The 18,168-nt window shown below is 64.7% G+C and carries 16 protein-coding genes; 14 read left to right on the top strand and 2 right to left on the bottom strand.

Annotation, left to right across the window (positions count from 1 at the left end):
* Window positions 1-11 precede the first annotated feature (11 nt).
* Window positions 12-635 carry a DUF6445 family protein gene (locus tag RIB52_RS10425; RefSeq protein ID WP_350175374.1) on the top strand — a complete coding sequence of 208 codons (624 nt, stop codon included), beginning with the start codon at window positions 12-14 and terminating at the stop codon, window positions 633-635.
* On the opposite strand, the gene RIB52_RS10420 is transcribed toward RIB52_RS10425, so the two are convergent.
* A complete protein-coding gene (locus tag RIB52_RS10420) occupies window positions 632-2,965 on the bottom strand; it encodes a patatin-like protein (RefSeq protein ID WP_350175373.1) in 2,334 nt (777 codons plus the stop codon). The two genes, RIB52_RS10425 and RIB52_RS10420, sit on opposite strands and share 4 nt — an antisense overlap.
* A 71-nt stretch (window positions 2,966-3,036) precedes the next feature.
* On the opposite strand from RIB52_RS10420, the gene radA reads away from it, so the two are divergent.
* The 11 genes from radA to RIB52_RS10365 all read left to right on the top strand — a co-directional run bounded on the left by radA (window position 3,037) and on the right by RIB52_RS10365 (window position 15,443).
* Window positions 3,037-4,404, top strand: coding sequence for a DNA repair protein RadA (gene radA / locus RIB52_RS10415; protein ID WP_350175372.1), 1,368 nt, complete (start codon window positions 3,037-3,039; stop codon window positions 4,402-4,404).
* Window positions 4,405-4,416: 12 nt separating this feature from the next.
* Window positions 4,417-4,956: a CvpA family protein gene (locus RIB52_RS10410; RefSeq protein WP_350175371.1), complete on the top strand. Its 540-nt coding sequence runs from the start codon at window positions 4,417-4,419 to the stop codon at window positions 4,954-4,956.
* Entirely contained in the window at window positions 4,953-5,402 is a 450-nt protein-coding gene (locus tag RIB52_RS10405) for an iron-sulfur cluster assembly scaffold protein (RefSeq protein WP_350175370.1), read from the top strand. The genes RIB52_RS10410 and RIB52_RS10405 overlap by 4 nt, the downstream gene beginning before the upstream one ends.
* A 65-nt stretch (window positions 5,403-5,467) precedes the next feature.
* Window positions 5,468-7,144 (top strand): MFS transporter, encoded by a 1,677-nt coding sequence (locus RIB52_RS10400; RefSeq protein ID WP_350175369.1) that lies wholly within the window; start codon window positions 5,468-5,470, stop codon window positions 7,142-7,144.
* Window positions 7,134-8,177, top strand: a complete 1,044-nt coding sequence (alr, locus tag RIB52_RS10395) for an alanine racemase (protein ID WP_350175368.1) — start codon at window positions 7,134-7,136, stop codon at window positions 8,175-8,177. The genes RIB52_RS10400 and alr overlap by 11 nt, the downstream gene beginning before the upstream one ends.
* Before the next feature lie 72 nt (window positions 8,178-8,249).
* Window positions 8,250-8,843, top strand: coding sequence for a polyhydroxyalkanoate synthesis repressor PhaR (phaR, locus tag RIB52_RS10390; protein ID WP_350175367.1), 594 nt, complete (start codon window positions 8,250-8,252; stop codon window positions 8,841-8,843).
* Between the two features lie 221 nt (window positions 8,844-9,064).
* Window positions 9,065-9,463, top strand: coding sequence for a hypothetical protein (locus RIB52_RS10385; RefSeq protein ID WP_350175366.1), 399 nt, complete (start codon window positions 9,065-9,067; stop codon window positions 9,461-9,463).
* A gap of 91 nt (window positions 9,464-9,554) precedes the next feature.
* Window positions 9,555-11,099 (top strand): proline--tRNA ligase, encoded by a 1,545-nt coding sequence (gene proS / locus RIB52_RS10380; protein WP_350175365.1) that lies wholly within the window; start codon window positions 9,555-9,557, stop codon window positions 11,097-11,099.
* A 50-nt stretch (window positions 11,100-11,149) separates the two neighbouring features.
* Window positions 11,150-12,544, top strand: coding sequence for a M28 family peptidase (locus RIB52_RS10375; RefSeq protein ID WP_350175364.1), 1,395 nt, complete (start codon window positions 11,150-11,152; stop codon window positions 12,542-12,544).
* A 25-nt stretch (window positions 12,545-12,569) separates the two neighbouring features.
* The gene (gene rnr / locus RIB52_RS10370) at window positions 12,570-14,867 is read left to right on the top strand and encodes a ribonuclease R (protein WP_350175363.1); all 2,298 of its coding nucleotides are present in this window, start codon (window positions 12,570-12,572) and stop codon (window positions 14,865-14,867) included.
* Window positions 14,868-14,927: 60 nt separating this feature from the next.
* A complete protein-coding gene (locus RIB52_RS10365; RefSeq protein WP_350175362.1) occupies window positions 14,928-15,443 on the top strand; it encodes a peroxiredoxin-like family protein in 516 nt (171 codons plus the stop codon).
* 3 nt (window positions 15,444-15,446) lie between these two features.
* Here the strand turns inward: RIB52_RS10365 and RIB52_RS10360 are convergent, their stop codons facing one another.
* Window positions 15,447-15,896, bottom strand: coding sequence for a universal stress protein (locus RIB52_RS10360; RefSeq protein ID WP_350175361.1), 450 nt, complete (start codon window positions 15,894-15,896; stop codon window positions 15,447-15,449).
* Between the two features lie 118 nt (window positions 15,897-16,014).
* Here RIB52_RS10360 and RIB52_RS10355 point away from each other — a divergent pair, with 118 nt between their 5' ends.
* Together RIB52_RS10355 and RIB52_RS10350 are read left to right on the top strand one after the other, a co-directional pair.
* Complete coding sequence (locus RIB52_RS10355) at window positions 16,015-17,499, top strand: 2-oxo acid dehydrogenase subunit E2 (protein ID WP_350175360.1); 1,485 nt, start codon at window positions 16,015-16,017, stop codon at window positions 17,497-17,499.
* Between the two features lie 71 nt (window positions 17,500-17,570).
* Entirely contained in the window at window positions 17,571-18,092 is a 522-nt protein-coding gene (locus RIB52_RS10350; protein WP_350175359.1) for a hypothetical protein, read from the top strand.
* The last annotated feature ends 76 nt before the right edge of the window (window positions 18,093-18,168 follow it).

The following is an 18,168-nucleotide window of genomic DNA, read 5'->3' as shown; positions in this document are numbered from 1 at the left end:
GAGCGCTTTTCGTGCGTGTGCTGCCGTCGGTCGCCATTTTCGACGACTTTCTGAAAGACCCCTGGGCGGTGCGCTGCGCCGGTCTCGCGCTCGATTACGATCCTGAGCGCCAGCACGGCAATTTTGCCGGACTCAATTCCTCGACGCCGTTTGGTACAGAGATGATCGATGAGACGGTTTCAAGACTTCTCGGCGTGAAGGTACGCGGAGCGCGCGGGACCCAGCATGGTCACCTGCGCGTGACGCGAAAGGGCGATACCGGGCATAGCGGGGTCCATATCGACCCTGCCTTTCTTTCGGGCATACTCTATCTCTCGCGGCCCGAAGACTGTGCGAAGCCCAAAGCGGGAGGGACGGATTTTTTCCGCCACAAGCGCACAGGGCTCGAATTCGTGCCTCGCGACGCGGATAGGATCGCGCGCGCGGGCTATGCCGACATCAATGCTCTGATCGACGATGTCGTCAATGCCGACACCGGCCATCCTGCGAAATGGGAGCGCGTAATGCGCGTGCCCGCGCGCTTCAATCGCCTGCTGCTGTTCTCACCCTGGCAGTTCCACAATGCCGCGCCCGGTTTCGGCAGCACCGCCGAGGAAGCGCGACTGGTCATGCTGCTTTTCTTCGAGCGCGTCTAACGCGAATCGCCCATCCGGTCGGACACTTCTGCCCGAATCGTCGCGATCAGCCCCGCTCCGCAACGCCCGGCCTCGGCCTCCTCGTCGAGAATGGCGAGGAATGCCGCGCGCTTGCATCTGCGGATCGCCTCTTCGTCCAGCGCGCTTTCGAGCGTGGAAGCGACGAGGTCGATCATCCGTTCCGCACCGTGCAGGCGCCCCCAGAGATAATCGTTCTCGCGGTAGAACCGGCTGAAGAAAGCACCGAAATTGTAGAATTCGATGCCCCGCAGCGTCGCGCTGGTGCCGCCTTCCCTGATCGAAGTCGCGTCATCGGGCGAGATCCGGTCGACCTTGACCGGATTGTATTCGTCGAGACCTTCGCTCTGCAGCAGCGGCAAGGTGGCGACATCGTAGAACGGGAAGCCGAGATAGGTCAGCAGCATGCGCCGCTTGAGCCCTCGCGGCATGTCCTCGAGCGCTGCGGCAAGGCTTTCTTCCGCCTCGAGATCCGTCTCGGGAAGCAGGCGCCGCGCGGCCAGGTGGTCCAACACGGCGCCCGGCGCGTCAAAGACATTGCGAGCGAGGCTTGCAAAATCCGCGCTCAACATCTCGCTGTCGTCCGCAGCGTAATACAGCGCCAGGATTTCGTAGATGCGCTCGCGCGCGCGGTCGAGTGCGTCGTCGGGGATTTCGGGGTCGATTTCCCAATCGCGCGAGAGGCGGCGGGCCAGCAATTGCAGCCGCCGGATGCGAAAGCCGATATCGTGTGCGCGCAGGAAGCTTATCGTTTCCTCGCTCGCTGTCCCGTCCTCGTCCGTCAGCTCGTCGAGCCCGCGACGGGCCAGTTCCGCCCGCAGCACCTCTCCCACGAGGCTCGCATCGCCCAATTCCAGCTCGGGAGCGGCGGCGAGGGTCAGTTCGGCGAGCCGGCCGATCAGTGCCGTGAACTTGGTCTGGAGATAAGCGGAAAAGGCATATCCGGCCCGTTCGCCCGCGGCCTCATGCGCGCGCGAACGCCAGATCGCGAGGCGGCGCGGGGTGGGGCGGTCGAGGAAAAAGGTCCGGCCGAACAGGCGCTCGACCGCGCGATCGATCTGGGGCCGCATACCCATCACGATGCGACGCAGACGCTCGGCGTCGCGCGATTGCTGCTCGATCCGTTCAAGATCGTCGCGGATCGGCTGTTCGCGCGGGATTGTCGAAAGCGAGCCGAAGATCGCCCCGAAGAAGCCCACCGGTTGCTCCGCATCCTCGCGCAGCGAACGGACTCGGTCGGGGCGCGGATCGATATAGACGAAGCGTCGGTCGACCTCGCGCTGGGCCGGACGCCCGCCGAGCGCGCGCAGCGCCGCGCCGAAGGGTGCATTGACGAGCACCGACCCATCGATCAGCGCGACCTCGTCCACCGTCTCCTTCCGGACGTGCCCCGGCATGATCCGTTGCAGGAATTCGCTGCGGCTGTGCCACTGATGCCCCTCGGCCAGAGCGAGCCGGTCGATCTCGGCCAGTTCGAGCGGCGGGAACGCGCCCGGAAAACTCGCCGTGGCCCGCGCGGCCAGCACCAGTTCGAGCGGGTCTGCAATCCCCGCGCCTGCTCTTGTGCCGGCTTTGGCGCGAAAGGCGATCGGCATGCGATGCTCTGTCTCCTGCGCGATTTGTGGCGAATGGAGGCGCAGCAATTCGACATGACCGCGAAAATCGGTCGCCGTTACGGCGAGGTCCAGCGGATGGCCGGGCGGAAGCAGGGGTGCCCCCGCTGGCTCGGCGGCCATGCTGGCCAGCGCTTCGTAGAGCATGGCCGAGAAACGGTCGCCGGAAAAAGGCGGGCTGAACCAGCGCCCGCGCACAAGGCGCGAAACCTTATGGCGCACCTCGGCGCGGGTTTCGGGCGAGACGCTCTCGCTAACCGCATTACCGGGACGGGTAAGGAACCATTCCGCGATCGGCTGCGCCCAGATCTTGGCGTAACGCCACAGCGGCTCGGCCTCGGGATCGGTGAGCTGGGAAACATCGGCGTTTTCCAGCCAGAGATCCGTCAGCGGCTCGAGGCTATGGCCGGAATGGAGCGCCTGGGCGAGGAAGATTGCATTGATCCCCCCCGCGCTCGCCCCCGTCAGGATGTCGGGCAGGACACGCAGGCGCAGCGCATGGCCACGTTCGATCTCCTCGAGCAGGCCGCGATAGATGTCTGCCACGCCGGAAAGCGCAGCGCCTTGCCCCGGATGTGAAAGGAACGCGCGGCTGGCCCTTGCAAGGTGCCAGATCTCTTTCGTCACGCCATGCATGTAGACGGCAAGGCTGACCCCGCCATAGCATACCAGCGCTAGCCTGAGTTCCTTCTGCCGCATGGGACAGTCCCGTAATGCATGGGCGCGAGGATGCAATTGCGTTCAGCCTTTGTTCCGGTTAGAGCCGTGTCATGGCGAAGGCGAAAAAGCGATATGTATGCCAGGCCTGCGGCAGCGTTTCCTCGCGCTGGCAGGGACAATGTCCGGATTGCGCGGAATGGAACAGCATCGTTGAGGACGTTCCAGCGACGGTCTTTTCGCAGAAGCACGACTTGTCGAGCGGTGGCCGGCGGCTGGAATTCACTGCGCTCGACCAGGAAACGCCCCTGCCGGTCCGCAAGACGACGGGGCTTGCCGAATTCGACCGCGCGCTGGGCGGGGGGTTGGTGCCGGGCTCGGCGGTCCTGATGGGAGGCGATCCCGGCATCGGGAAATCGACCCTGCTGCTCCAGACTGCGGCGAGCATCGCGCGTTCGGGGGCGGATGTGGTCTATGTCAGCGGCGAGGAGGCGGCCGGGCAGGTCCGCCTGCGCGCTGCGCGGATGGGAGTGGCCGACGCGCCGATCCGGCTCGCATCTGAAACCTCGGTGCGCGATATCATCACGACTTTGGGCGCAGGCGATCCCCCGGCCCTGCTGGTGATCGATTCGATCCAGACGATGCATTCCGACACGATCGAGGGCGCACCCGGTACGGTAAGCCAGGTGCGCGGCTGCGCGCTGGAATTGATCCGCTACGCAAAGGCGAGCGGTTGCGCGCTGGTGTTGGTGGGGCATGTGACGAAAGACGGGAATATCGCGGGGCCGCGCGTGCTCGAACACATGGTCGATGTCGTGATGAGCTTCGAGGGCGAACGCAGCCATCAATATCGCATCCTTCGCGCTCTCAAGAACCGGTTCGGTGCGGTCGATGAAATCGGCGTGTTCTCGATGGCATCCGAGGGTCTGGAAGAGGTCGCCAATCCTTCCTCGCTCTTCCTCTCTGTCCGCGATCAACCTCTCGCTGGGAGTGCGGTTTTCCCAGCGCTCGAAGGCACACGGCCCGTCCTGGTCGAGATCCAGGCCCTGATCGTGCGATTGCAGTCCGGCGCTACCCCGCGGAGGGCGGTCGTGGGCTGGGACAATGGCCGGCTCGCCATGCTGCTCGCCGTGCTCGAATCGCGCTGCGGTCTGAATTTCTCGTCGGCAGAGGTTTATCTCAACATTGCCGGGGGATACCGCCTGTCCGACCCGGCCGCCGATCTCGCCGTTGCGGCCGCGCTCGTCTCGGCATTGGCCGACCGGCCGCTGCCCGAAAGGGCGACATTTTTCGGAGAGGTTTCGCTGGCGGGGGAGATTCGGCGGGTCGCCCATGCCGACTTACGACTGCGCGAAGCCGAAAAGCTGGGCTTCGCCAAGGGTTTCGGCCCACAGGATGCGCGCATCGGGAAAACGAGCCTCGATTATCGGGGAATGACCGGGCTCATGAACCTCGTTGACCAGGTGGTGGCCAACGCATAACCGGTTCAGTCAATGACCGGGTTCGACATCATCGTCTTCATTGTCGTCGGCGTGGCTGCAATCGGAGGTTTCCTGCGCGGACTGGTGCAGGAGGTGCTGAGCCTTGCCGCGTGGATCCTCGCCGCCTTTTCGGTCTATTATCTCCATACCCCGCTCACGCAGGCGCTGCGCGAATGGTACGATGCCGAGCCTGCGACGCCCATTCTTGCTTTCGCGCTCCTGCTGCTCATCCCCTACGCCGCGATGAAAGTCATTGCCAGCAATGCAGGCGAGGCTTCGCGCGGGTCGATCCTCGGACCGATCGACCGGGTGCTGGGTTTCGGTTTCGGCGCGGTCAAGGGGGCGCTGATCATGGTCTTCGCCTTTTCGGTGCTTGTGCTCGGCTTCGATACGATCTGGGGCTTCAAGGGACGCCCGACCTGGATCACCACCGCGCGCACCTATCCGGCCGCCGATGCCTTTTCACAGGCGTTGGTGCAGATGATCGACGAACGCCGCGCCGCTCTGCGCGACGAAGACGAAGCCGGGACACCTGAGGCCGGAGACTCATGAGCGTCGAGGCCGATGGGCGCTCTTCGAAGCTTTATTCGCCGAGCCTCCTGGCGCTCGCCGCCTCGCTTGCCGATTATCCGCTGGAGGGTGAGTTTCCCCTGCGCGGCGAAGGCCGCTCGCGCACTTGCGGTTCGACCATTACGCTGGGTCTGGAACCCGACGCGGCGGGGCGGGTCGCGCGGATCGGGATGCAGGTTGCGGCCTGTGCTGTCGGACAAAGCTCGGCGGCGATCCTGGCGGGTGGCATTGCCGGTCGTTCGCGCTCAGAGCTTGCCGAGGCTCTCGACGAGATCGCCGGTTGGCTCGAAGGTGCAGACGACCTGCCCGAGTGGCCGGGTTTTGCGGCGCTGGTACCGGCAAGGGAGCATCCGGGCCGCCACGGAGCGCTGCTCATGCCCTGGCGGGCCGCGCTCGACGCGCTTTCCCAAGCGCGCTCCAGCGGCTAGACAGACTTATTTGATGTCACCAGGCGGAAGACCGGGCTAGCATGTCCGGCGGGGAACGGGATCACATGACACAGGCACAGGCAGGACCCGCGGGCACGGGTATCGGCGAGAGCGCGGCAGTCGCCCAGCGCGAACCGAGCGACAAGGAAATCAAGCTCGTCATCGGCGCGTCGAGTGCGGGGACGATCTTCGAATGGTACGATTTCTTCATCTACGGTACGCTCGCCTATATTCTCAAAGATGCGTTCTACAACGTTGAGAACGATACACTTGGGCTGTTGCTTGTATGGTCCACCTTCGCTGTCGGCTTCGCGTTTCGCCCGATCGGGGCGATCCTCTTCGGCTTTCTCGGCGACAGGCTGGGCCGCAAATACACCTTTCTTGTCACCGTCACCCTGATGGGCATTGCCACGGCCGGGGTCGGATTTATCCCCACCGTCGATACTATCGGGGCGGCAGCACCGATCATCGTGATCGGGCTTAGAGTTATCCAGGGGCTTGCCCTTGGCGGCGAATATGGGGGCGCGGCGATTTATGTCGCCGAACACGCGCCGCCCGAAAAGCGGGGGTTCTACACGAGCTTCATCCAGTCGAGCGTCGCGGGCGGGTTCGTCCTGTCGATCATCGTGGTGCTCGCCTGCCGTTTCATCATTCCCGAGGATGATTTCGCCGCATGGGGCTGGCGCGTGCCCTTCCTGCTTTCGCTCGCGCTTCTGGCGATTTCGCTGTGGATGCGGCTGATGCTCTCGGAAAGCCCGGTTTTCCAGGCGATGAAAGAAGCGGGCGAAACCAGCGGCAATCCCTTCATCGAAAGCTTCACCTATCCCGGCAACAAGAAACGCATTTTCGTCGCCCTGTTCGGCATCACCGGCGTGCTGACGACGATCTGGTATACCGCATTCTTTTCGGCGCTGAGCTTTCTCAAGGGGCCGATGCATGTCGAGGCGCAGACAGTCGAACTGATCCTGTTGGTGGCGGGCGCGATTTCGATGAGTTTCTATCTCGTCGTCGGCAAGTGGTCCGACAGGGTCGGGCGCAAGCTACCCATCGTGGTCGGCGCGGCAGCGACCCTTGCACTGCTTTTCCCGGCTTTCTGGGGCATGGGCCAGCTCGCCAATCCCGGCATTGCGCAGGCGGCCGAACGCACCGAGATCGCGGTTTCGGGGCCGCAATGCGAAACCGATCCTTTCGCCGAACTGTTCGACCGCGACCAGACGCGCTGCGGCAAGGTGCTCGAGACGCTCACCGCTTCGGGCGTGCCCTATTCGCTGTCCGCAGGCGAGACGCTCTCGCTCACCGCCGGGGGCGAGGCGATCGCGCTCGAGGACGCGTGGTTCGAGGACGGCACGGCGCGGCGCGAGGGGATCCATGCGGCGCTCGAACCTTACGGATTTGATTTCTCCGAGCAGGAACCGCCCTTTGCCAACGTAGTCGGCATTGTCGGCATCCTGCTCGGGCTCGGAATGCTCTCCGCATTGACCTATGGTTCGGTCGCCGCGCTCCTCTCCGAAATGTTTCCGCCGAAAATTCGCTATTCCTCGATGTCGATACCCTATCACATCGGGGCGGGCTATCTCGGTGGCTTCCTGCCGCTGATCGCCGGGGTGATCGTGGCAAGCACGGGCGATATCTATTCGGGCCTCTGGTATACGTGGGTCGTGGTCGGCTTCGGTCTCATCGTCGCGCTGTGGGGCATTCCCGGCGGCCCGCCGCGTGATTTCGAGGAGCATCATGCCGCCTGATCCGCCGGCGCCCACGCTCCGCCTGGATATCGACACGGGCGCGCTGGCTGACAACTGGCAGACGCTCGATGCCCTGTCGGGCAACGCGGCAGCGGGCGCTGCGGTCAAGGCCGATTGCTACGGGCTCGGGGTCGACACATGCGTTCCGGTGCTGCGCAAGGCGGGATGCCGTCATTTCTTCGTCGCTCACTGGAGCGAGGTCGCACCTCTCACGCATCACGTACCCGCTGCTCAGATTGCCGTGCTGCACGGCCCGGTCACCAGCGCCGAGGCCGATTACGCCCGCGCGCTTGGCGTCGTCCCGGTCATCAACTCGCCCGAACAAGCAAACGTGTGGAGTGCGGCCGGGGGAGGGCGCTGCCATCTCATGGTCGATACCGGGATAAACCGGCTCGGTGTCGCTCCCCGCGATCTCGGCGACCCGGCAATCCGCGCGCTCGAAATCGACGTGCTGATGAGCCATCTTGCCTGCGCGGACGAAGACGGCGATATGAACCTGCGCCAACTCGAAGCCTTCCGTGCCGTAACGGGCCAGGTGGCCCATCGCAGCGCGAGCCTCGCCAACAGTGCGGGCATTGCACTGGGCCCCGATTACGTTTTCGACGTGACCCGACCCGGCCTTGCCCTTTATGGCGGCATCCCGCGCGGGGAGCTGGCGCAGGCGATCCGGCCCGTCGCCCGCATCCGGGCCGCGCTCATCCAGTGCCGAACCATCGAAGCGGGCGAGAGCGTGGGCTACAACGCGCAATTCACGGCCTCTGCGCCGATGCGGATCGGCACCGTTTCGCTCGGCTATGCCGATGGTTTCCTGCGGGTGCGAGGGCAGGGCGCAGCCTTTTGCAGCGAAGGCCGTCGCCTGCCGGTGCTCGGCAAGGTCTCGATGGACATGGTCGTCGTGGATCTTTCAGAGGCCCGCGATCTCGGGGCAGGGGACTGGATCGACGTTCCCTTCGACATCCACGATGCTGCGCAGCAAACCTCTCTTTCACAATATGAATTGCTCACTACGCTGGGTACGAGGTTCAAGTCCTGACGCGGTATTTGTTGCGCCGCACTTTGTGCAAGTGCTAAGCTCGTCGTCGCTCACAAGGACAGGGATCCGACCATGGCACGCAAAGCAAGAGAGACCGACGCGAACGCGCCTGTCATTATCAAGAAATACGCCAATCGCCGCCTCTACAACACGTCTTCTTCCAGCTACATCACGCTCGACGACCTTGCAGCCATGGTCCGCGACAATGTCGATTTCCAGGTGCTCGATGCCAAGTCGGGTGACGACATTACCCATTCGATCCTGACCCAGATCATCATGGATGAAGAGGCGAACGGGGGGCAGATGCTTCCGGTCAGCTTCCTGCGCGAATTGATCGGGATGTACGGCAATTCGATGCAGGCTATGATGCCCTCCTATCTGGAGGCGAGCATGGAGAATTTCCGTCAGAACCAGGCCAAGATCCGCGAAGCTTTCGAAAAAGGTCTGACCGGCGGCCCGCTCGCTGCGATCCATGAAACGAACATGGCTATGATGCGGGCTGCGACCGGGGCCTTCATACCGGGCGGAGCGGGCGGGAAACCGGTGCAGCGCCGCGACAATGACCGCAGCGATGGGACAAAGGGCGAGGGCACGAAGGACGAAATCGCCGCGCTGCGCGAACAAATGGAGGCGATGCAGAAGAAACTGGACGAACTCGGCAAATGACCCCGCGTGCCGGGCTTGCAGCGGTTCTCGGCAGCAGCCTGGCCCTTGCCGCATCGCCTGCGCATCCGCAGCAAGAATCCGATCGGCGAAATCAGGACCGCGAGAGCAGGCCCGCCCTTTCCGAGCCGCTCGGCTGCGTCTCGCTTGAAGACGTTTCACCTCTTGGCACCCCCATCGACCTTTTCCTCGCAAGCCGCGAGTGCCTTGAGGCGGGAGATGCCGTGAAAGCGCGCGACCTTCTGCTTCTCGGCGGCGTGCGCGGACGGTTCGACACGGGGCGCGTTGTCGACCGCACCGCGTGGCGGGCGGTGATCGCGGCGCAGCGATCGATATTCGGACCCCTGGATGAGGACAAGTCCGAACAGCTTACCGACGCGATGAGCAAACTCGAGGACCACGCGGCGATAATCACGATGTGCGAGCGTATGGTCGCTCTCGGCGCACCAGAATATTTCCCGGCCTATATGATCGATCACGGCGTCGAAGCCGCAGCCGATCGCATCGGGAAGGAAGCTCTCGACCCGGACTTCAAGGCGACAGAGGCATGGCCACGCGCGGTAGGCGACTATTTCAGGTGTGACGAGGCGCAGGAGAAGGTGAACGCGGGCCAAGCGCAATAGACCCTCGCTTGGTCGCGCATTGGCCCCTTGGCCTCCCCGCCATGCTCGGCTAATCGCGCCGCCAAGCACCAGAGCAGCAGGAACGTTACCCGTGTCCCAGATCCGCCATGCGCTCGCGACGAAGCGCGAAGACGATTTCGCCAAGTGGTATCAGGAAGTCGTCGCCGCCGCCGATCTCGCCGAAGAATCGGGCGTACGCGGTTGCATGGTGATCAAGCCGTGGGGCTACGGCATCTGGGAACGCATCCAGCGCCTGATGGATGACCGGATCAAGGCCGCCGGCATTTCGAATGCCTATTTCCCTCTGTTCATCCCGCTTGCCAATTTCGAGCGCGAAGCAAGCCATGTCGAAGGCTTCGCGAAGGAAATGGCGGTCGTCACCCATCACCGCCTGATTGCGGACGGCACGGGCGGGCTGATACCCGATCCCGAAGCAAAGCTCGAAGAGCCTCTCGTGGTGCGCCCGACATCGGAGACGATCATCGGCGATGCGATGGCGCGCTGGGTGCAGAGCTGGCGCGACCTGCCGCTTTCGCTCAACCAGTGGGCCAATGTCGTGCGTTGGGAAATGCGCACGCGGATGTTCCTGCGCACCAGCGAGTTCCTCTGGCAGGAAGGGCACACTGCGCACGAGAACCGCGATCAGGCCCGCGAGGAAACGCATCGTGCGCTCGAAATGTATCGCGCCTGTGTCGAGGAAGACCTCGCCGTTCCGGTGATCGCGGGCGAAAAGCCGGAGAACGAACGTTTTCCCGGTGCGGTCGAAACGTGGTCGATCGAGGCGATGATGCAGGACGGCAAGGCGCTGCAGGCGGGCACCTCGCATTATCTCGGCACCAATTTCTCGCAAGCCGCCGGTATCCAGTACCAGGACCGCGAGGGCGCGCAGCAATTCTGCCATACGACCAGCTGGGGCACGTCCACGCGGCTCGTCGGCGGGGTGATCATGACCCATGGCGACGATGATGGCCTGCGCGTGCCGCCGCGCATCGCGCCGCACCAGATCATCATCCTTCCGATGCTCCGCGACAAGCCGGAAGATGCGGCGGTGCTCGATTATTGTGAAAGCCTGCGCGCCCAAATCGCATCCACCAAAACGCTCGGCGAACCGGTCCGCGTTCTGCTTGACAGGAGCCCGGGCAAGGCGTCGGCCAAGCGCTGGGACTGGGTGCGCAAGGGCGCTCCCGTCATCCTCGAAGTCGGACCGCGCGACATGGAGGGCGGCAAGGTCGCCATGCTCCGCCGCGATGCGGTCTGGAATGCGGAGACCGGCAAGCCCGCAATGCAATTCGTCCCGCGCGATGAGTTCACCGCATCGGCCCCCGCGCTGCTTGAGGACATCCAGAATGCGCTTTTCACCCAGGCGCGCGATCGGCGCGATGCGAACATCACGCGGGGCCTGACCGATTGGGACGCGGTGACGGATTTCTTCGCCACGAACGGCAAATATCCGGGCTGGGTCGAAGTCGAATGGGCGAAGCCGACCGGCGCGGCGCTCGAGCGGGTGGTAGACAAGCTGAAAAGCGAAAAGCTCACCATCCGCAACGTACCGATGGATGCCGCACCTGCCGCTGGAACCTGCATCTTCACCGGCGAAAAGGCAGTCGAGCGGATATTGGTGGCGCGCGCCTACTGATCCTGCCCTGCGGCTTGCAACGCGGCCGCTTTCCCGCAAAAACCCTGAGCATGATCAAACGCCTTGCCTTGTGCGCCGCGCTCGTCGCGGCACCGCTCGCCGCCCAATCCGATGAAACCCCCGCCGACGAAGTGTCCGAGCAGCGCCTGCGCGCCGACATGGACACGATCGTCGGCTTCGGCACGCGCCACACGCTCTCCGCGCAGGACGATCCCGAGCGGGGCGTGGGCGCAGCGGTGAACTGGGCGCTCGATGAATTCCGGCGGATCGGGGCGGAATGCGACGGCTGCCTCGACGTGCAGGCGGTCGGCAAGGTGGTCGAACCGGACGGGCGGCGCATCCCGCAGCCGACGCTGATCCGCAACGCCGTCGCGATCCAGAGCGGGACCGAGCGGCCCGACGAAGTCATCATTGTCCAGGCGCATTACGACAGCCGCGTTTCCGACCCGCTCAACGCGACTGACGACGCGCCCGGCGCGAACGACGACGGGTCGGGCAGCGTCATGGTGCTCGAAGCGGCGCGGCTGCTCTCTCGGAACGACTATCCCTCCACCATCATCTACGCCCTGCTCACGGGCGAGGAGCAGGGGCTCTACGGCGCGAACATCCTCGCCGACTGGGTGAGCGAGCAGGGCTTCACCGTGAAGGCCGTGCTCAACAACGACATGATCGGCAATTCCTGCGGCTCCGACGGCTTCTGCGACGCCGAGCACGTACGCGTCTTTTCCGAAGGGCTGCGCGCCGATTCCACGAAACGCCTGCGCGCGCTCCAGCGGCGCTATGGCGGCGAAAATGACAGCCCGGGGCGTAATTTGTCGCGCTGGCTCGCTAATCTTGCTGCGAAGCACCCCGAAGGGATGCAGGTGCGGCAGGTCTGGCGGACCGACCGGATGGGGCGGGGCGGAGACCAGATCCCCTTCCTCGACCGGGGCTATCCGGCGGTGCGCGTGACCGTCGCGGTCGAGGATTACGAACACCAGCACCAGGACCTGCGCACCGAGGACGGGGTGAAATACGGCGACACTGTGGACGAGCTCGACTGGGACTACCTGACGCGGGCGACCCGGCTCAACGTGCGCGCGCTGCACCATCTCGCGATGGCTCCTATGCCGCCCGAGGTGGGCGCGGATGCCGCGGTGCGGGTGGATACGCAGATCGTGTGGGATGCTGTGCCAGGTGCCGATCGCTATCTTGTCCATGCGCGCCGCACCGACGAGCCTTACTGGCGCAATTCCGCCCCGGTCACTGCCTCCCTGCCGGACGCGCCGCTCAGGCTCGCCGGCATTCCGGGTACTTCCGATTACTCGCAGACCGTGTCCCTGCGCGGCGACGACTGGCTGTTCGGGGTGGCCGCCTGCAATGGCGAATACTGCTCGCCCGTTTCCACCGCAGTTCCCGGCGGCGCCTTCGAGCCGCTCGAGCGCAGCGAGGGTGACAGCGACTGACACCGTCTCCATATGGGAGGGCAGTATGGTAAAACCCTCTCCCAAGCATCCGCAGGGCCTTCCGACGAAGAAGCAGGTCCTCGACTTCATCCAGTCCTCCGACCAGCCCGCAGGCAAGCGTGAAATCGCGCGCGCCTTCGGCCTCAAGGGGCAGGAGAAGATCAAGCTCAAGGCCCTGCTCAAGGACATGGCCGAGGAGGGCCTGATCGACGGCAAGAAGACCGCCTATCACCGCATGGGCGGCGTGCCCAAGGTGACGGTCCTGCGCGTCGTCGAGATCGAGGACGGCGAGGCCGTGGCAATCCCGGACAATTGGGCGCCCGACGCCCAGGAAAAGCCGCCGCGCCTCGCCTTGCGAGAAATGAAGGGTAGGGGCGGCAAACGCCCACCCGCGCTCAAGACCGGCGACCGAGTGCTCGCCCGGACGGAGGAGCGCGACAGCGGCTGGATCGCCTTCCCGATGAAGAAGCTCCCGGCGCGGACCGAGGGACTGCTCGGCGTGGTCGAGATCGACAAGGCGGGCAAGGCATGGCTTGCGCCCGTGGACAAGCGCATCCGCAAGTCCTCGCCGATCAGCGATCTGGGCGAAGCCGAAGCCGGGCACCTGGTTCTGTGCGAACGCACGGGCCGCTCCGAACGCTCCGGCGTCAAGGTGGTGGAGGTGATCGGCGACCCGCTTGCCCCCGGCGCTTTCAGCCTCATCGCCATCGCCAAGCACGGCATCCCGCACATCTTTCCCGAAGAGGTCCACGAGGAAGCGCGCCGCGCCGCGAACCTCAAGCTGTCGGAATCGAAGCGCGAGGACCTGCGCCATCTCCCCATCGTTGCGATCGACCCCGCCGATGCCCGCGACCACGACGATGCGATCTGGGCCGAACCGGATGGGGAGGGCGGCTTCAATGCGCTGGTCGCGATTGCCGATGTCTCGTTCTATGTCCGTCCCGGCTCCGCGCTCGACCGCGAGGCGAGGAAACGCGGCAATTCGGTCTATTTCCCCGACCGCGTCGTGCCGATGCTCCCGGAAATCCTGTCGGCCGATGTCTGCTCGCTGGTCGAGGACGAAAGCCGCGCGGCGATGGCCTGTCACCTGCATATCGACCAGGGCGGCAAGGTCGACTATTTCCGCTTCACCCGTGCGCTGGTAAAGATCCACCACAACATCGCCTACGAGGACGCACAGGCCGCCATCGACAGCGGCGAGCCGCCCGAATATCTCGAACACCTGTGGGGTGCGTGGAAACTGCTCGCCGCCGCACGGGCGAAACGCGACCCGCTCGAGCTCGAATTGCCCGAACGGCGGGTGATGCTGAACGAGGAAGGCCAGATCGAGGAAATCGCCGTGCGCGAACGGCTCGATGCGCACCGGGTTGTCGAAGACTTCATGATCGCCGCCAATGTCGCGGCGGCCAAGGCGCTGGAGGCGAAGAACGCGCCGGTGGTCTATCGCATCCACGAAACCCCGGCGCGCGAGAAGCTGATCGCCCTGCGCGACTATCTCCAGACATTGGGCATGAAGCTCGCATTGGGTCAGGTGATCACGCCGGGGCTGTTCAATCGGATGCTCAAGGACGTCTCCGACGAGTCCGAAAAGGCGCAGGTCATGGAAGCCGTGCTGCGCAGCCAGATGCAGGCCTATTACGGCCCTGCCAATGCCGGGCATTTCGGGCTTGCGCTGTCCTCCTATGCCCATTTCACCTCGCCGATCCGGCGCTATTCCGACCTTCTCGTGCATCGCGCACTGGTCGAGGCATACGGGCTGGAGCAGCCCAAGCCGCCCGGATCCCTGCCGCCCACGACGGGCCTGGCCGACCGCGACCGGGCAAACCTTTCCCAGATTACCGACGCGATCAGCCAGACCGAACGCCGCGCGATGGAGGCGGAGCGCGACACGATCGACCGCTATGTCGCCGCCTGGCTATCGGGCCGCGTGGGCGAGGTGTTCGATACTCGTATCACCGGTGTGCAGGGCTTCGGCTTCTTCGCCACGATCGAGGGGCTGGGCGGCGACGGACTTGTTCCGATCTCGACGCTGGGCAGTGAATATTTCAGCCATGACGAGGCTGCCCATGCGCTGATCGGTGAGCGGACGGGTACGGTCTTTGCGGTTGGCGACCGTCTTAAGCTCAAGCTTGCCGAGGCCAATGCGCTTACCGGGGCGCTCAAATTCGTCCTGCCTGATGCAGAGGCGGACGCTATCGAACCGCGTGGGCGACGGCCCGAAAGGAGGCCAAGGCGCGAAGGCCAGAAGAAGGTGGGCAAGCATGCGGTCGGCAAGCGCGGCCGTCCCGGCAATATCCGCCATCAGGGCAGACGCAGGAAATAGGCTCGGAACGCGCGGGCGGGGGCGCTCATTGGTTTGGCGTTACACAGGAGAACGCCAATCATGCTCATTCCCGGACAGGAAGTCCCCGCCCTCGACCTGCCGCTCACGATCGGCGCGCAATACGACCTGTCGAAACAGCGGCCCGAGAATTTCACCCTCGTCGCGTTCTACCGCGGCAGCCATTGTCCTTTGTGCCGGTCCCATCTCGAGACAATGGGAAGCAAGGTCGAGGCCCTGTCGGAACACGGCATCAACCCGGTCGCGGTGTCGATGGACGACGAGGAACGCGCGATGAAAGTCGACAACGACTGGAAGACGGGCGACCTGCCGCTCGCCTATGCGATGGAAGAGGACACTGCGCGCGCATGGGGCCTGTATATCTCGGCCGCCCGAGAGGAATCGGACGAGCCGGAGGTCTTTTCCGAACCCGGCATGTTCCTCGTCCGGCCCGACGGCACGCTCTACATGGCGCAGGTCCAGAGCGCGCCGTTTACCCGCCCGGATATCGACCAGCTCATAGCCGGGGTCGAGATCGCGCTGGAGCAGGACTATCCGCCGCGCGGCATGCGCAGCTGAGGTTCAGCCGTGATCGGCCTCGGTCTCGTCGTAGTTTTCCGGGATGATATAGAGCGGGCAGGGCAGGCTCCCGGCATGGGCGGAGAAGTGCATCACCAGCGGCCCCGGGCTGTTCCCGCCAGCCGCGCCGAGGATAAGTGCCGCGACCTCGCTGTGCGTGTCGAGAAATTCGCGCACGATCTTCTGCCCGCTGCCGATCTTGACCGAAATGGTCGGCATGATCCCGCTTTCGGCGAGCAGGTTTCCGGCAACCCCGTGGGCGAGCATCTCAGCCCGGTCGCGCGCCTCCTGCTCGATCGTCGCCTGCACCGCGCCGAAAGCGCTGAAATTGGGCTGGCGCACGAGGGCAAGGATATGGACCGCACCGCCCACGGCAACCGCGCGGCGCGCCGCGAAACGCAGCGCGGCCCGCGACTCTTCGCTTTCATCGGTGACGACAAGGAATGTACGCATGCTCTCCGCTCCGCGCCGGGGTATCCTGTCAAATTCGCTGCAATGCAAGGCCTTGCCCGTGCAGCGCTGATCGGCCAGAGCGTAGCCGCGCGAGACCGTAAGGGAGAACCACGCGACCATGGCGATTGAAATCAAGATGCCGGCCCTTTCGCCGACCATGGAAGAAGGCACGCTCGCCAAGTGGCTGGTGAAGGAGGGCGACCATATCGGCCCCGGCGACATCATGGCCGAGATCGAGACCGACAAGGCGACGATGGAATTCGAAGCGGTCGAGGAAGGGACGCTCGCGAAAATCGCGGTTTCCGAAGGGACCGAGAACGTCAAGGTCGGCACGATCATCGCGATGCTCGCCGAAGAGGGCGAGGATGCCGGCGACGTGGCCGTGCCGCAGGAAAGCGCAGCGCCGGCCCCGACACCGAAACCCGCCCCATCTCCCGCTCCCGCCCCGAAGCCCCCGGAAAGCAGCGCGCCTTCGCCCAATCCTGCGCCGACCACGAAGAACGGTCCCTCCGCTTCTCCCACCGCAAGGAAACTCGCCGAGGCGAACGGGATCGACCTCGGCCAGATCGAGGGTACGGGTCCCAAGGGCAAGATAACCAAGGGCGACGTCGAGGCGGCGATGGGCGGCGGCGGCGCGGCCTCGGTAACTGGAGCCAACACGCCCGATCCCGAGCGGGAAACGGCTCCGGCCCCGGTGTCGTCGGGTCAACGCATCATCGCGTCCCCCCTGGCCCGCCGCATGGCCGAGCAGCGGGGGATCGACCTTGCGCAGGTCACCGGGAGCGGCCCTAATGGCCGCATTGTCAAAGCCGATATCGAAGGCTTCGATACCACCTCCGCTCCCGCTCCCTCACCCGCTGCGCAGGCCGAAGCCCCTGCCGCACCCGCACCTCGGGAAGCACCCGATCACGGCGCGCCGTTCGAGGAAGAAAAGCTCTCCAATATCCGCAAGGTCATCGCTCGTCGCCTGACCGAGAGCAAGCAGACCGTCCCGCATTATTATCTGACGATCGACATCCGGCTCGACCCCTTGCTCGACCTTCGCAAGCAGCTCAATGCGAGCCTCGAGGCGGACGGGATCAAGCTGTCGGTCAACGACCTGCTGATCAAGGCGCTCGCCCGCGCGCTGATGCGCGTGCCGCAATGCAATGTGAGCTATCACGGCGACACGATGCGCCGTTACTCGCGCGCCGACATTTCGGTTGCGGTGGCGGCGCCCTCGGGTCTTATCACGCCGGTCATCGCCCATGCCGACACCAAGGGGCTCGCCCAAATCTCGAGCGAGATGACAGAACTCGCCGGCAAGGCGCGCGAGGGCAAGCTGATGCCGCATGAATATCAGGGCGGGACGGCCAGCTTGTCCAATCTCGGCATGTACGGGATCAAGCAATTCGACGCGGTCATCAACCCGCCGCAGGGCATGATTCTTGCCGTGGGATCGGGCCAGCAGCAGCCGTTCGTGGTCGATGGTGAAGTCCGGCCCGCGACCGTCTTGCACGCCTCCGGCAGCTTCGACCACCGCGCGATCGACGGGGCAGACGGTGCGCAGTTGATGGAGGCGATCAAAAGCCTCGTCGAAAACCCGATGGGGCTCGTTGTATGATGCAAACCCCTCGATGCACGATGCGTTTTCCCGGCCGGCGTATGCATCCATGCCACTGGTGTTGAGAGGCCATGCGCGATAGACCTGTCTCCATGCTTTGCCGAACTCCCTTTTATCCGGTTCGCTTCCTCGCCGCTCTTGCCCTTCCGGCTCTTGCATTGGCATCGTGCGACAGCCCGCGCGGCGACCGGGCGGATGATACACGCATCGAACCCGAAACTATCGAAACCTCTCCCGAAGCGCTCGAGGATCCCGGCGAGGTGCCTCCCCGTTCGGTCCTGATCGGCTTCGACGGTCCGCGCTTCGATGCCTGCGCGAGCTACGGCCTGATCCGCGACCTGCCCGACGGAAACCCGACCCTTCCGGTGCGCGCGGCTCCGTCGCGCGAATCGGTCGAGGTGGACCGCATCCGCGAAGGCCAGGGCGTTTCCATGTGCCAGCAGGTCGGCGACTGGATCGGCATCGTCTATGCTCCGAAAGACACCGATATCAGCTGCGGGACCAATTCTCCCGTATCCAGCGTGCGCGCCTATGAAGGCCCCTGCAACCAGGGCTGGGTGGACGAAAATTTCGTCAAGCTCGTCGCAGGTTGAGCGCCGTGCAGACGGGGCGGCTTGCTGCGGGCAGCCTTGGGCAAGCCGCGAGCCACATTCGACATCGTGACCAGTG

This window comes from Erythrobacter sp., assembly GCF_040217515.1.
Taxonomy (GTDB): domain Bacteria; phylum Pseudomonadota; class Alphaproteobacteria; order Sphingomonadales; family Sphingomonadaceae; genus Erythrobacter.
This window is presented reverse-complemented; position numbering and strand designations above follow the sequence as displayed.

Coding starts and splice junctions, on each gene's coding strand:
- RIB52_RS10420 (WP_350175373.1), bottom strand. CDS start 2,965: ATGCGGCAGAAGGAACTCAGGCTAGCGCTGGTATGCTATGGCGGGGTC.
- radA (WP_350175372.1), top strand. CDS start 3,037: ATGGCGAAGGCGAAAAAGCGATATGTATGCCAGGCCTGCGGCAGCGTT.
- RIB52_RS10410 (WP_350175371.1), top strand. CDS start 4,417: ATGACCGGGTTCGACATCATCGTCTTCATTGTCGTCGGCGTGGCTGCA.
- RIB52_RS10405 (WP_350175370.1), top strand. CDS start 4,953: ATGAGCGTCGAGGCCGATGGGCGCTCTTCGAAGCTTTATTCGCCGAGC.
- RIB52_RS10400 (WP_350175369.1), top strand. CDS start 5,468: ATGACACAGGCACAGGCAGGACCCGCGGGCACGGGTATCGGCGAGAGC.
- alr (WP_350175368.1), top strand. CDS start 7,134: ATGCCGCCTGATCCGCCGGCGCCCACGCTCCGCCTGGATATCGACACG.
- phaR (WP_350175367.1), top strand. CDS start 8,250: ATGGCACGCAAAGCAAGAGAGACCGACGCGAACGCGCCTGTCATTATC.
- RIB52_RS10375 (WP_350175364.1), top strand. CDS start 11,150: ATGATCAAACGCCTTGCCTTGTGCGCCGCGCTCGTCGCGGCACCGCTC.
- rnr (WP_350175363.1), top strand. CDS start 12,570: ATGGTAAAACCCTCTCCCAAGCATCCGCAGGGCCTTCCGACGAAGAAG.
- RIB52_RS10365 (WP_350175362.1), top strand. CDS start 14,928: ATGCTCATTCCCGGACAGGAAGTCCCCGCCCTCGACCTGCCGCTCACG.
- RIB52_RS10360 (WP_350175361.1), bottom strand. CDS start 15,896: ATGCGTACATTCCTTGTCGTCACCGATGAAAGCGAAGAGTCGCGGGCC.
- RIB52_RS10355 (WP_350175360.1), top strand. CDS start 16,015: ATGGCGATTGAAATCAAGATGCCGGCCCTTTCGCCGACCATGGAAGAA.
- RIB52_RS10350 (WP_350175359.1), top strand. CDS start 17,571: ATGCGCGATAGACCTGTCTCCATGCTTTGCCGAACTCCCTTTTATCCG.